This window comes from [Flexibacter] sp. ATCC 35103 (assembly GCF_001975985.1).
Taxonomy (GTDB): Bacteria; Bacteroidota; Bacteroidia; order Flavobacteriales; family Flavobacteriaceae; genus Flavobacterium.
In genome coordinates, this window is the sequence record NZ_MTQF01000007.1 from 93,481 (window position 1) to 106,136 (window position 12,656).

Annotated in this window: 23 protein-coding genes; all 23 read left to right on the top strand. The window is 34.0% G+C overall.

The features are described 5' to 3' along the window. Positions 1-18: 18 nt before the first annotated feature. On the top strand, positions 19-444 hold the full coding sequence (gene rplP, locus BXU01_RS15540) for a 50S ribosomal protein L16 (protein ID WP_007803637.1): 426 nt from the start codon (positions 19-21) through the stop codon (positions 442-444). Between the two features lie 13 nt (positions 445-457). After that, the gene (rpmC, locus tag BXU01_RS15545; RefSeq protein ID WP_007803639.1) at positions 458-649 is read left to right on the top strand and encodes a 50S ribosomal protein L29; all 192 of its coding nucleotides are present in this window, start codon (positions 458-460) and stop codon (positions 647-649) included. Between the two features lie 17 nt (positions 650-666). After that, positions 667-927 carry a 30S ribosomal protein S17 gene (rpsQ, locus tag BXU01_RS15550; protein WP_007803646.1) on the top strand — a complete coding sequence of 87 codons (261 nt, stop codon included), beginning with the start codon at positions 667-669 and terminating at the stop codon, positions 925-927. Positions 928-929: 2 nt separating this feature from the next. After that, positions 930-1,298, top strand: a complete 369-nt coding sequence (rplN, locus tag BXU01_RS15555; protein WP_007803649.1) for a 50S ribosomal protein L14 — start codon at positions 930-932, stop codon at positions 1,296-1,298. Between the two features lie 11 nt (positions 1,299-1,309). Further along, entirely contained in the window at positions 1,310-1,624 is a 315-nt protein-coding gene (rplX, locus tag BXU01_RS15560; protein ID WP_007803650.1) for a 50S ribosomal protein L24, read from the top strand. A gap of 2 nt (positions 1,625-1,626) precedes the next feature. After that, positions 1,627-2,178: a 50S ribosomal protein L5 gene (rplE, locus tag BXU01_RS15565; RefSeq protein WP_083694052.1), complete on the top strand. Its 552-nt coding sequence runs from the start codon at positions 1,627-1,629 to the stop codon at positions 2,176-2,178. A gap of 3 nt (positions 2,179-2,181) precedes the next feature. Beyond that, the gene (rpsN, locus tag BXU01_RS15570; protein WP_007803655.1) at positions 2,182-2,451 is read left to right on the top strand and encodes a 30S ribosomal protein S14; all 270 of its coding nucleotides are present in this window, start codon (positions 2,182-2,184) and stop codon (positions 2,449-2,451) included. A gap of 104 nt (positions 2,452-2,555) precedes the next feature. Continuing rightward, entirely contained in the window at positions 2,556-2,954 is a 399-nt protein-coding gene (rpsH, locus tag BXU01_RS15575; protein ID WP_017495014.1) for a 30S ribosomal protein S8, read from the top strand. An 18-nt stretch (positions 2,955-2,972) separates the two neighbouring features. Beyond that, positions 2,973-3,515, top strand: coding sequence for a 50S ribosomal protein L6 (rplF, locus tag BXU01_RS15580; RefSeq protein ID WP_083694053.1), 543 nt, complete (start codon positions 2,973-2,975; stop codon positions 3,513-3,515). A gap of 11 nt (positions 3,516-3,526) precedes the next feature. Further along, positions 3,527-3,877, top strand: coding sequence for a 50S ribosomal protein L18 (rplR, locus tag BXU01_RS15585; protein WP_017495012.1), 351 nt, complete (start codon positions 3,527-3,529; stop codon positions 3,875-3,877). Between the two features lie 3 nt (positions 3,878-3,880). After that, positions 3,881-4,405 (top strand): 30S ribosomal protein S5, encoded by a 525-nt coding sequence (rpsE, locus tag BXU01_RS15590; protein ID WP_085950926.1) that lies wholly within the window; start codon positions 3,881-3,883, stop codon positions 4,403-4,405. A 12-nt stretch (positions 4,406-4,417) separates the two neighbouring features. Beyond that, positions 4,418-4,600, top strand: coding sequence for a 50S ribosomal protein L30 (rpmD, locus tag BXU01_RS15595; RefSeq protein WP_017495010.1), 183 nt, complete (start codon positions 4,418-4,420; stop codon positions 4,598-4,600). Between the two features lie 11 nt (positions 4,601-4,611). After that, positions 4,612-5,064, top strand: coding sequence for a 50S ribosomal protein L15 (rplO, locus tag BXU01_RS15600; protein ID WP_017495009.1), 453 nt, complete (start codon positions 4,612-4,614; stop codon positions 5,062-5,064). 13 nt (positions 5,065-5,077) lie between these two features. Then, positions 5,078-6,424: a preprotein translocase subunit SecY gene (secY, locus tag BXU01_RS15605; protein ID WP_083694054.1), complete on the top strand. Its 1,347-nt coding sequence runs from the start codon at positions 5,078-5,080 to the stop codon at positions 6,422-6,424. A 7-nt stretch (positions 6,425-6,431) separates the two neighbouring features. After that, a complete protein-coding gene (infA, locus tag BXU01_RS15610; RefSeq protein ID WP_007136545.1) occupies positions 6,432-6,647 on the top strand; it encodes a translation initiation factor IF-1 in 216 nt (71 codons plus the stop codon). A gap of 12 nt (positions 6,648-6,659) precedes the next feature. After that, on the top strand, positions 6,660-6,776 hold the full coding sequence (gene ykgO / locus BXU01_RS15615) for a type B 50S ribosomal protein L36 (protein ID WP_072945378.1): 117 nt from the start codon (positions 6,660-6,662) through the stop codon (positions 6,774-6,776). A 2-nt stretch (positions 6,777-6,778) separates the two neighbouring features. Beyond that, positions 6,779-7,153: a 30S ribosomal protein S13 gene (rpsM, locus tag BXU01_RS15620; protein WP_007803675.1), complete on the top strand. Its 375-nt coding sequence runs from the start codon at positions 6,779-6,781 to the stop codon at positions 7,151-7,153. Positions 7,154-7,161: 8 nt separating this feature from the next. Next, positions 7,162-7,545, top strand: coding sequence for a 30S ribosomal protein S11 (rpsK, locus tag BXU01_RS15625; protein ID WP_007803677.1), 384 nt, complete (start codon positions 7,162-7,164; stop codon positions 7,543-7,545). Positions 7,546-7,640: 95 nt separating this feature from the next. After that, positions 7,641-8,246 carry a 30S ribosomal protein S4 gene (gene rpsD, locus BXU01_RS15630; RefSeq protein WP_026982953.1) on the top strand — a complete coding sequence of 202 codons (606 nt, stop codon included), beginning with the start codon at positions 7,641-7,643 and terminating at the stop codon, positions 8,244-8,246. A gap of 21 nt (positions 8,247-8,267) precedes the next feature. Further along, the gene (locus BXU01_RS15635) at positions 8,268-9,260 is read left to right on the top strand and encodes a DNA-directed RNA polymerase subunit alpha (RefSeq protein WP_026109818.1); all 993 of its coding nucleotides are present in this window, start codon (positions 8,268-8,270) and stop codon (positions 9,258-9,260) included. Positions 9,261-9,296: 36 nt separating this feature from the next. Beyond that, positions 9,297-9,788 (top strand): 50S ribosomal protein L17, encoded by a 492-nt coding sequence (gene rplQ / locus BXU01_RS15640; protein ID WP_029272056.1) that lies wholly within the window; start codon positions 9,297-9,299, stop codon positions 9,786-9,788. Between the two features lie 254 nt (positions 9,789-10,042). Then, positions 10,043-11,161 (top strand): glutamine-hydrolyzing carbamoyl-phosphate synthase small subunit, encoded by a 1,119-nt coding sequence (carA, locus tag BXU01_RS15645; RefSeq protein ID WP_083694055.1) that lies wholly within the window; start codon positions 10,043-10,045, stop codon positions 11,159-11,161. A gap of 101 nt (positions 11,162-11,262) precedes the next feature. Further along, the gene (eno, locus tag BXU01_RS15650) at positions 11,263-12,555 is read left to right on the top strand and encodes a phosphopyruvate hydratase (RefSeq protein WP_083694056.1); all 1,293 of its coding nucleotides are present in this window, start codon (positions 11,263-11,265) and stop codon (positions 12,553-12,555) included. Positions 12,556-12,656 lie beyond the last annotated feature (101 nt).

Here is a 12,656-nt window from a genome sequence, read left to right on the forward strand (position 1 = left end):
TTTTTAAACTAAAGAAAAATGTTACAGCCTAAAAGAACAAAATACCGTAAGGTACAAAAGGGTAAAATGAAAGGTAACTCTCAAAGAGGGCATGAACTTTCTAATGGAATGTTTGGTATTAAATCTGTACATGAAGATGGAATGTTCTTAACTTCTCGTCAAATCGAAGCTGCGCGTATTGCTGCAACTCGTTTCATGAAGAGAGAAGGACAATTATGGATCAAAATATTTCCAGACAAACCAATTACTAAGAAGCCTCTTGAGGTACGTATGGGTAAAGGTAAAGGTGCCGTTGAATATTGGGCTGCCGTTGTTAAACCCGGAAGAATTATGTTTGAAGTTGGAGGAGTTCCTTTATCAGTTGCAAAAGAGGCATTACGTCTTGCAGCTCAAAAGCTTCCAGTAAAAACTAAATTCGTCGTTGCTAGAGATTTCGAAGCATAATTAAATTTATATTATGAAACAATCAGAAATAAAAGATCTTTCTGCAGCGGAGTTGCAAGAAAAACTTAGTCAAACTAAGAAGATATATGCTGACCTAAAAATGGCCCACGCTATTTCTCCAATTGAGAATCCACTTCAAATTAGAAGTGTAAGAAGAACAGTTGCAAGATTGGCTACAGAGCTAACTAAAAGAGAGTTACAATAATTGTATTCTGCTGAAAGATGGAAGAAAAAAGAAATTTAAGAAAAGAAAGAATAGGTGTTGTTACTTCAAATAAAATGGATAAATCTATTGTTATTGCTGAAGTAAGAAAAGTAAAACACCCATTATACGGTAAGTTCGTGTTGAAAACAAAGAAATACGTTGCACACGACGAAACAAACGACTGTAACATTGGAGATACTGTAAGAATTAGCGAAACGCGTCCTTTAAGTAAAACAAAATGTTGGAGATTAGTTGAAATCTTAGAAAGAGCTAAATAATTATGGTACAACAGGAATCAAGACTAAAAGTAGCAGATAACACGGGAGCAAAAGAAGTTTTAACTATCCGTGTTTTAGGAGGTACCAAAAGAAGGTATGCCTCTGTTGGTGACAAGATTGTAGTATCTATTAAAGATGCAACTCCTAACGGTAACGTTAAAAAAGGAGCTGTTTCAACTGCAGTTGTTGTACGTACCAAAAAAGAAGTGAGAAGAGCTGATGGTTCTTATATCCGTTTCGATGATAATGCATGTGTTCTTTTGAACGCTGCAGGGGAAATGAGAGGAACTCGTGTTTTTGGTCCGGTAGCAAGAGAACTTCGTGAAAAACAATTCATGAAAATTGTATCATTAGCACCAGAAGTGCTTTAATTCGTTTTAAGATGATAAAGCTAAAAATAAAATCAGGAGATATCGTAAGAGTTATTGCTGGAGACCATAAAGGTGCTGAAGGTAAAGTTTTACGTGTTTACCGTGAGAAAAATAAAGCGATAGTTGAAGGTGTAAACATGGTTTCGAAACATACAAAACCAAGTGCTAAAAACCCTCAAGGTGGTATCGTTAAGAAAGAAGCTTCTATACAAATATCTAACATTTCACTAATTGATCCTAAAACTAAGGAGACAACTAGAGTTGGTATTAGAGTAGAAGGAGATAAGAAAGTAAGATTTTCAAAAAAATCTAATCAAGTACTATAGTAATGGCATATACACCTAGACTAAAAGAAGAATATAAGAGTAGAGTAATCTCTGCTCTTAAAGAGGAATTCGGATATACAAACGTAATGCAAGTTCCAAAACTTGAAAAAATCGTTTTGAGCCGTGGAGTTGGTGCAGCTGTATCTGATAAAAAACTTATTGACTATGCAGTTGATGAGTTAACAAAGATCACTGGACAAAAAGCAGTATCTACAATTTCAAAGAAAGACGTTGCGTCATTCAAATTGAGAAAAGGGATGCCTATTGGAGCAAAAGTTACTTTACGTGGTGAAAGAATGTATGAGTTTTTAGATAGACTTATTACTTCTGCTTTACCGCGCGTTAGAGATTTTAGTGGTATCAAAGCTACTGGTTTTGACGGAAGAGGTAATTACAATCTTGGAGTTTTAGAGCAAATCATTTTCCCTGAAATTGATATTGACAAAGTAAACAAAATTTCAGGAATGGATATTACATTTGTTACTACTGCTCAAACAGATAAGGAAGCAAAGTCGTTATTGACTGAATTAGGATTACCTTTTAAAAAGAATTAAGACATGGCTAAAGAATCAATGAAAGCCCGTGAGGTGAAAAGAGAGAAAACGGTAGCTAAGTACGCTGAGAAAAGAAAAGCTTTGAAAGAGGCTGGAGATTTCGAAGGTTTACAAAAATTACCTAAAAATGCTTCACCAGTTCGTTTACACAATCGTTGTAAATTAACAGGTAGACCAAGAGGTTATATCCGTCAATTTGGTATTTCACGTGTAACTTTCCGTGAGATGGCTAATAATGGGTTAATTCCTGGAGTTAAAAAGGCATCTTGGTAATCTCGCAAAAAGTTATTACTTTTGCAAACCAAAAAATAATTTTAATTGATTAAAGGTTCGGGAGGCGAGTGCCTCCCGAAAACCGTAATCGCAATCAAATACATATGTATACAGATCCTATTGCAGATTATTTGACTAGAGTTCGTAACGCTGTGGCTGCAAACCACAAAGTTGTTGAAATTCCAGCTTCTAATCTAAAAAAAGAAATAACTAAGATCTTATTTGATCAAGGTTATATCTTGAGTTACAAATTTGAGGACAACTCTGTTCAGGGTTCAATCAAAATTGCTTTAAAGTACGATAAAGATACTAAAGAGCCAGTAATTAAAGATATCCAAAGAATTAGTAAACCTGGTTTACGTAAATACGCAGGTGCTGCCAAATTACCAAGAATCCTTAACGGATTAGGAATTGCAATTGTTTCAACTTCAAAAGGTCTTATGACTGGAAAACAAGCGAAACAATTAAATGTAGGTGGTGAAGTAATTTGTTACGTATACTAATTTTAAAGACTAAATAAGATGTCAAGAATAGGTAAAAGCCCAATTGTAATCGCTGCTGGAGTAACTGTAGAAGTTAAAGACGGTATCGTTACGGTAAAAGGAAAAAAAGGTCAACTAACTCAGGAGTTTTCGGACATTACTGTAAAAGTTGAAGGCGATCAAGTTTTATTAGAAAGATCGTCTGATCATAAAGACCAAAGAGCAAAACACGGATTATACAGATCATTAATCAATAACATGATTGTTGGTGTATCTGAAGGTTTTACAAAAGAACTTGAATTAGTTGGAGTTGGTTATAGAGCTTCAAACCAAGGTCAAAAATTAGATTTAGCTCTTGGATATTCTCACAATATTGTTTTAGAAATTGCTCCAGAAGTAGCTTTAGAAACAATATCTGAAAAAGGTAAAAACCCTATCGTAAAATTAACATCATTTGACAAACAACTTTTAGGACAGGTTGCTGCGAAAATCAGAGGATTCCGTAAGCCTGAGCCATACAAAGGAAAAGGTGTTAAATTTGTGGGTGAAGTATTAAGAAGAAAAGCAGGTAAATCAGCTTAAAAAATAAGATTATGTCATTAACAAAATCTGATAGAAGACAGAGAATTAGATTCAGAATTAGAAAATCGATTAGTGGTACTGCTGCTAACCCAAGACTATCTGTATTTAGAAGTAACAAAGAAATTTATGCTCAACTTATTGATGACGTAAATGGAGTTACTTTGTTGGCTGCATCTTCAAGAGAAAAAGAAATAGGAAAAGGTACTAACGTTGAAGTCGCTGCTGCTGTTGGAAAATTAGTTGCAGAGAAAGCGTTAAAAGCTGGGATTGATACCATCACTTTTGATAGAGGTGGATATTTGTATCACGGTCGTATTAAATCATTAGCAGAAGGCGCAAGAGCGGCTGGACTTAAATTCTAATATATTATGTCTAAATACAAAAATGTAGAATTGGTAAAACCAAGTGGTCTTGAACTTAAAGATCGTCTGGTAAGTGTTAATCGTGTTACTAAAGTTACAAAAGGTGGTAGAGCTTTCGGTTTTTCTGCTATTGTAGTTGTAGGTGATGAAAACGGAGTAGTTGGTCATGGATTAGGTAAATCTAAAGACGTTTCTGAAGCAATTGCGAAAGCAGTAGAAGATGCTAAGAAAAATTTAGTAAAAATTCCTTTGAACGGACAATCTGTTCCTCACGAACAAAAAGGTAAATTTGGTGGTGCACGTGTATTCTTAATTCCTGCTTCTCATGGTACAGGAGTTATTGCTGGTGGAGCTGTTCGTTCAGTTCTGGAATCAGTAGGTATTCACGATGTATTATCTAAATCTCAAGGATCATCAAATCCTCATAACGTAGTGAAAGCAACTTTTGATGCTTTATTACAAATGAGAAGCGCTCATACTGTTGCAAAACAAAGAGGTGTTTCTTTAGAAAAAGTTTTTAAAGGTTAATTCAAGGAAATTATGGCTAAATTATTAGTAAAACAAGTAAGAAGCAAAATCAACTGTCCTCTTTCTCAAAAAAGAGGTTTGGAAGCTTTAGGTCTACGTAAAATGGGACAAGTTGTAGAGCATGATTCAAATCCTGCTATCCTTGGGATGATAAACAAAGTTAAACACTTAGTTTCTGTCGAAGAAGCTAAATAACAAATACTGTTATGAATTTAAGTAACTTACAACCAGCTGAAGGGTCAACGCACAATCAAAATAAAAGATTAGGTAGAGGAGAAGGTTCAGGAAAAGGTGGTACTTCTGCAAGAGGTCACAAAGGAGCAAAATCTCGTTCTGGTTATTCTAAAAAGATTGGTTTTGAGGGAGGGCAAATGCCACTTCAAAGACGTGTGCCTAAGTTTGGTTTCACAAACATCAATCGTAAAGAATACGAAGGTGTTAATTTAGATACGCTTCAATTATTAGTAGACAATGGTGTGATTACTGATTCTGTTTCAATGACAGATTTCGTAGCAAATCGTCTGGCTACCAAAAATGAAATCGTTAAGATTTTAGGTAGAGGAGAATTGAAAGCAAAATTAAAAGTAACTGCCCACAAATTTACTGCTACTGCAAAAGCTGCTATTGAAGCTGCTGGAGGAGAAGCTGTAACTATATAACTTATCTATTAAGATGAAGAAATTTATTGAATCAATAAGTAATGTTTGGAAAATCGAAGAACTGAAAAATAGAATCTTAATTACATTAGGATTGCTTTTAGTATATCGTTTTGGTGCACATGTAACGCTGCCTGGAATTGACGCAACTCAGTTAACAGGTTTAGCGGGACAAACTAAAAATGGTTTAGGATCTATCCTAGACATGTTTACAGGAGGTGCTTTCTCTAAAGCTTCAGTTTTTGCTTTGGGAATTATGCCTTATATTTCTGCATCTATTGTTGTTCAGTTAATGGGAATTGCTATTCCTTATTTGCAAAAACTTCAAAACGATGGGGAGAGTGGTAGAAAAAAGATTAATCAAATCACTCGTTGGTTGACTATAGCTATTACACTGGTTCAAGGTCCAACTTATATCTATAATTTATACAGAACGTTACCTGGAAGTGCATTCTTACTAGGCTTTAATTCACCTGAATTTTTGTTCTCTTCTGTTATTATCTTAGTTACTGGTACTATTTTTGCTATGTGGCTTGGAGAAAAAATTACAGATAAAGGTATTGGAAATGGAATTTCATTATTGATTATGGTTGGTATTTTGGCGCGTTTACCGCAAGCTTTTATCCAAGAGTTTACAACCAGAGTTACCAATAACAATGGTGGTCCAATGTTGTTAGTTATTGAAATTATTGTTTGGTTATTAGTGATCATTTCTTGTGTATTGCTTACAATGGCAGTACGTAGAATTCCTGTTCAGTACGCTCGTCGTACAACAAGTGGGGATTATGAACAAGATTTGGCAGGTGGTAATAGACAGTGGATTCCTCTAAAGCTTAACGCTTCTGGGGTTATGCCTATCATCTTTGCTCAGGCAATTATGTTTATACCTGCAGCTGTAGCTGGATTGTCTAAATCAGACACATCACAATCTATTGTTGGTGCATTTAGTAATATCTTTGGTTTTTGGTATAATTTTGTTTTTGCAACTTTAATTGTTGTATTTACATTCTTTTATACTGCGATCACTGTGCCTACTAACAAGATGGCCGATGATTTAAAAAGAAGTGGTGGTTTTATTCCTGGCGTTCGTCCAGGGGCTGAAACTTCAGACTTCCTTGATAAAGTGATGTCTTTAATAACTTTCCCAGGATCTTTATTCCTTGCTTTGATTGCTGTGTTCCCAGCTATTGTTGTAAGTATTATGGATGTACAACAATCTTGGGCAATGTTTTTTGGAGGTACCTCATTAATAATTATGGTTGGAGTTGCAATAGATACTATTCAACAAATCAATTCATACTTGTTAAACAAACATTATGATGGTTTAATGAAGACTGGTAAAAATAGAAAAGCAGTAGCTTAATTTTTATATGGCAAAACAATCAGCAATAGAACAAGACGGATCAATCATCGAAGCATTGTCAAATGCGATGTTCCGTGTAGAGTTAGAAAATGGACATATCGTAATTGCTCATATTTCTGGTAAAATGCGTATGCATTACATCAAGTTATTACCTGGTGATAAAGTGAAACTAGAAATGAGTCCTTATGATTTGTCAAAAGCAAGAATTACTTATCGATATTAAAGGATATTCACTATGAAAGTTAGAGCATCAGTAAAAAAGAGAAGTCCCGAGTGCATCATTGTGCGTAGAAAAGGGAGATTGTACGTAATAAACAAAAAGAATCCTAGATTTAAACAAAGACAAGGATAATTATGGCAAGAATAGCAGGGGTAGATATCCCAAAAAATAAAAGAGGTGTTATAGCACTTACCTATATCTTTGGATTAGGAAGAAGTAGAGCTATTGAGATTTTAGAAAAAGCTCAAGTTAGCCAAGACAAAAAAGTTCAAGATTGGAATGATGATGAGATCGGAGCGATTCGTGATGCTGTTTCATTTTACAAAATTGAAGGAGAATTACGTTCTGAAGTTTCTTTAAACATCAAACGTTTGATGGATATTGGTTGTTACAGAGGTATTCGTCATAGATCTGGTCTTCCTTTAAGAGGACAAAGAACTAAAAACAACTCTAGAACAAGAAAAGGTAAAAGAAAAACTGTTGCTAACAAGAAAAAAGCAACTAAATAATAAGTAATATGGCTAAAGCAACTGCAAAAAAACGTAAAGTTATCGTTGAATCAACGGGAGAAGCTCATATTTCTGCTACCTTCAATAACATCATCATTTCTTTGACAAACAAAAAAGGTGAAGTTATTTCTTGGTCTTCAGCTGGTAAAATGGGTTTCAGAGGTTCTAAAAAGAATACTCCATATGCAGCCCAAATGGCAGCAGAAGATTGTAGTAAAGTAGCTCTTGAGGCTGGACTTAAAAAAGTGAAAGTTTATGTAAAAGGACCAGGAAACGGACGTGAGTCTGCTATCCGTTCTATTCATAACGGTGGAATTGAAGTTACAGAGATTATCGATGTTACTCCAATGCCTCACAACGGATGTCGTCCTCCAAAAAGACGTAGAGTTTAATTTTATTTATTTATAGTATAAACAAGGTAGAATATAGATTATCGAAGGATTTGACCTGAATTCATAATCTCTACCTTAAATTTAATTTTTTAGAAATGGCAAGATATACTGGTCCAAAAACTAGAATTGCTCGTAAATTTGGCGAAGCAATCTTCGGAGATGATAAATCTTTCGAAAAAAGAAATTACCCACCTGGACAACACGGGATGGCTAAAAAAAGAGGAAAAAAATCTGAGTACGCTGTTCAGTTAATGGAAAAGCAAAAAGCTAAATATTCTTACGGAATTTTAGAAAAACAATTCAGAAATTTATTCAAAAAAGCATCAGCTACTAAAGGTGTTACTGGTGAAGTTCTTTTACAATTATGTGAAGCAAGATTAGATAACGTTGTTTTTAGAATGGGTATCGCTCCTTCTAGAAGAGGTGCTAGACAATTAGTTTCTCACAGACACGTTACTGTAAATGGTGAAGTTGTAAATATCGCTTCTTACCACCTTAAGCCTGGTGATAAAGTTGCAGTTCGTGAAAAATCTAAATCTTTAGAAGCTATCGAACGTTCTTTATCAAATTCAAGTCATGTTTATGAATGGATTACTTGGAACAATGATCTTAAAGAAGGAACTTTCGTTTCTGTACCTGCAAGACTTCAAATTCCAGAAAACATTAAAGAACAATTAATCGTAGAGTTGTACAACAAATAATAATTGACTTAGTCGAAATTTATGGCAATATTTAATTTTCAAAAGCCCGATAAAGTTATCATGATCGATTCAACCGATTTTGAAGGTAAATTCGAATTTAGACCTTTAGAACCTGGTTATGGATTGACAGTTGGTAATGCACTTAGAAGAGTTTTGCTTTCAGCATTAGAAGGTTATGCAATTACATCTGTTCGTATCGAAGGTGTAGATCATGAGTTTTCTACTATTTCAGGTGTTGTTGAAGATGTTACCGAAATTATTCTTAATCTAAAACAAGTACGTTTTAAACGTCAAATTGAAGATATCGATAATGAAGCAGTTACAATTTCTGTTTCTGGTAAAGATCAACTAACAGCAGGTGATTTTCAAAAATTTATTTCAGGTTTTCAAGTTCTGAACCCAGACCTTGTTATCTGTAATTTAGATTCTAAAATCAAATTGAACTTCGATTTAACAATCGAAAAAGGTAGAGGATATGTTCCTGCTGAGGAGAACAAAAAACAGAACGCTGCAATTGGTACTATTTTTACAGACTCTATTTTTACTCCGGTAAAAAATGTAAAATACGCAATTGAAAACTTCCGTGTTGAGCAAAAAACAGATTACGAAAAATTAGTTTTTGAAATCAAAACTGATGGATCTATTAATCCAAAAGATGCTCTTACTGAAGCTGCTAAAGTTTTAATTCACCACTTCATGTTATTTTCTGACGAAAGAATTACACTCGAGGCTGACGAAATTGCACAAACAGAATCGTATGATGAAGAGTCATTGCATATGAGACAATTGCTTAAAACTAAGCTTGTTGATATGGATTTATCTGTGAGAGCATTAAATTGCTTGAAAGCGGCTGAAGTTGATACACTTGGTGATTTAGTATCGTTCAATAAAAATGACCTAATGAAATTCCGTAATTTTGGTAAAAAATCTTTAACTGAGCTAGATGAACTTGTAGCTGTTAAGAATTTAACTTTCGGAATGGACTTAGCTAAATACAAATTAGATAAAGAATAATTCAATCCCGCTTGCGGGATTAAATTTAAAATAGCAATGAGACACGGAAAAAAATTCAATCACTTAAGCAGACAGACTGGACATAGAAAAGCTATGCTAGCTAATATGGCTTGTTCTCTTATTGAGCACAAACGTATTAATACTACTGTTGCTAAAGCTAAAGCGCTTAAACAATTCGTTGAGCCTTTAATCACAAAATCAAAAGAAGATACGACTCACAACCGTCGTATTGTTTTTGCTTACTTACGTAGCAAATATGCGGTAACTGATTTATTCAGAGACGTAGCTGCTAAAGTTGGAGACCGTCCAGGTGGATACACTCGTATCATTAAAGTTGGAAATCGTTTGGGAGATAATGCTGATATGGCAATGATCGAACTTGTAGATTTCAATGAACTTTACAATGGTGGTAAAAAAGAAGTTAAAAAAGCTAAAAGCCGTCGTGGTGGTAAAGCAAAAAAAGCTGAGGAGACTACTCCTGAAGCTCCAGCTGCTGAATCAGAATCGACTACTGAAGCTTCTGAATAATTATGAAAGTAATGATTCTATAGAAATCAAGGATAAGCTAATTTTTAGTTTATCCTTTTTTTTTTGGATTTTTTTAAAATAGTTTAAAATGTAACTTATTTTAAAACTTAGGTTTTAATTTTATGAATGAAATTTTTAAAAAATCTTGGAAGCACTCTTTTAAAGAAGTAAATTTGCAAAATATCTAATTACAAATGAAATCCGCAATGCAGGTTTCATGAAACAATTAAAAAAGAAACAATACAAATTAAATAATGAAATACACTACACGACAAAGCGCCATTTTATTACTAAGTGATGGAACTATTTTTCACGGAAAATCTATCGGAATCAGCGGTAAAACTTTTGGTGAAGTTTGTTTTAATACTGGAATGACCGGTTATCAGGAGATTTTTACAGATCCTTCTTATTTTGGTCAAATTATGGTAGCTACTAATCCTCATATTGGAAATTATGGTGTTAACGATTTAGAAATAGAATCAGATAGCATCAAAATTTCAGGATTAGTTTGTAAAAACTTTAGTTTTAATTATTCGAGAGAAGATTCTTCAGGAAGTTTAGAGGATTATTTTATTAAACAAAATCTAATCTGTATTTCTGATGTTGATACCAGAGCGCTAGTAAGCTATATTCGCGATAATGGTGCGATGAATGCTGTTATTTGTACTGATGGTACTTCGATTGAAGATTTGAAAAAAGAATTGGCTAATGTGCCAAACATGGAAGGTTTAGAGTTGGCGTCAAAAGTTTCAACTACTGAGCCTTATTTTTTTGGAGATGAAAATGCGACTTATAAAATTTCTGCTTTAGATCTTGGTATCAAAAAGAATATCTTAAGAAACCTTGCAAAGAGAGATTGTTATATTAAAGTTTTCCCTTATAATTCAACTTATAAAGATTTGGCAGAGTTTAATCCAGATGGTTACTTTTTGTCAAATGGTCCTGGAGATCCGGATCCGCTTTTTGGAGCAATTGAAGTGGCAAAAGAAATTTTAGCTAATGATAATCCTTTATTCGGAATTTGTTTAGGGCACCAAGTAATTGCTTTAGCAAATGGCGTTCAGACCTATAAAATGTTTAATGGTCACAGGGGTATAAATCATCCGGTGAAAAACCTTATTACAGGAAAAGGTGAGATTACTTCTCAAAATCATGGTTTTGCTGTAAATAAAGAAGCGTTGGATAATCATCCGGATTTAGAGATTACACATCTGCATTTAAATGATGAAACTGTTGCGGGTATGCGTATGAAAAATAAAAATTGTTTTTCTGTGCAATATCACCCTGAAGCTAGTCCCGGACCACATGATTCATCTTATTTATTCGATCAGTTTATTCAGAATATAAAAGAGGCTACTGCTAAAACGATGTAGTTAATAAATAAAGGTATTTAATTGTTAAATGTGGTATTTAATATTAAATATTTTTATAATTTCGAAAAATATTTATAATTTATTAATAAAAAACAAAAATAATGAGTATTATAATAAAAGTTCACGCAAGACAAATTTTTGATTCTAGAGGTAATCCAACGATTGAAGTTGATGTAATTACTGAAAATGGAGTTTTAGGAAGAGCTGCTGTTCCGTCTGGAGCTTCAACTGGAGAACATGAAGCTGTTGAATTACGTGATGGAGGAAAAGCATTCTTAGGAAAAGGAGTTTTAAATGCAGTGAACAATGTAAATACTGTTATTGCTGAAGAGTTAGTTGGTACTTCTGTTTTCGAACAAAACACAATTGATCAGTTAATGATTGATTTAGACGGAACTCCAAACAAATCTAAATTAGGTGCTAATGCTATTTTAGGAGTTTCTTTGGCTGCTGCAAAAGCTGCTGCTAACGAACTTGGGTTGCCTTTATACAGATATGTTGGTGGTGTTTCTGCTAATACTTTACCTGTGCCAATGATGAATATCATCAATGGAGGTTCTCACTCTGATGCTCCTATCGCATTTCAAGAGTTTATGATTTTCCCTGTAAAAGCGACGTCATTTTCACATGCTATGCAAATGGGAACTGAAATTTTTCACAGTTTGAAAAAAGTATTACATGACAGAGGTTTAAGTACTGCTGTTGGTGACGAGGGTGGTTTTGCTCCAAACTTAGCTGGTGGTACTGAAGATGCTTTAGATACTATTAAATTAGCTGTTGAAAAAGCAGGATACACTTTTGGTGACGAAATTGTAATTGCTCTTGACTGTGCTGCTTCTGAATTTTATGTAAACGGTAAATACGATTATACTAAATTTGAAGGAGAAACTGGAAAAATCAGAACTTCTGAAGAGCAAGCTGATTATTTAGCTGAACTTGCGGCTAAATATCCAATTATTTCTATTGAAGACGGTATGTACGAAGATGACTGGGATGGGTGGAAATACTTGACTGATAAAATTGGAGATAAAGTGCAATTAGTTGGTGATGATTTATTCGTAACTAATGTTGAGCGTTTGTCTACTGGTATTGAGAAAGGAATTGCAAATTCAATTTTAGTAAAAGTGAACCAAATTGGTACTTTAACAGAAACTATTGCCGCTGTAAATATGGCTAAAAATGCTGGTTATACTTCTGTAATGTCTCACCGTTCAGGAGAAACTGAAGATAATACAATTGCTGATTTAGCAGTAGCTTTAAACTGTGGTCAAATTAAGACAGGTTCTGCTTCTCGTTCTGATCGTATGGCAAAATACAATCAATTATTAAGAATCGAAGAAGAGCTTGGAAGTAATGCTTATTTCCCGGGATTAAACGCTTTCAAGATTAAATAATTGTAAGAGTTATATCTTAAAATTAAACCATTCGTTTTTGCGAATGGTTTTTTTTTGGAGTTTTAACAAATTCATAGCAGGATTCTTTTTTTAATTAGTCT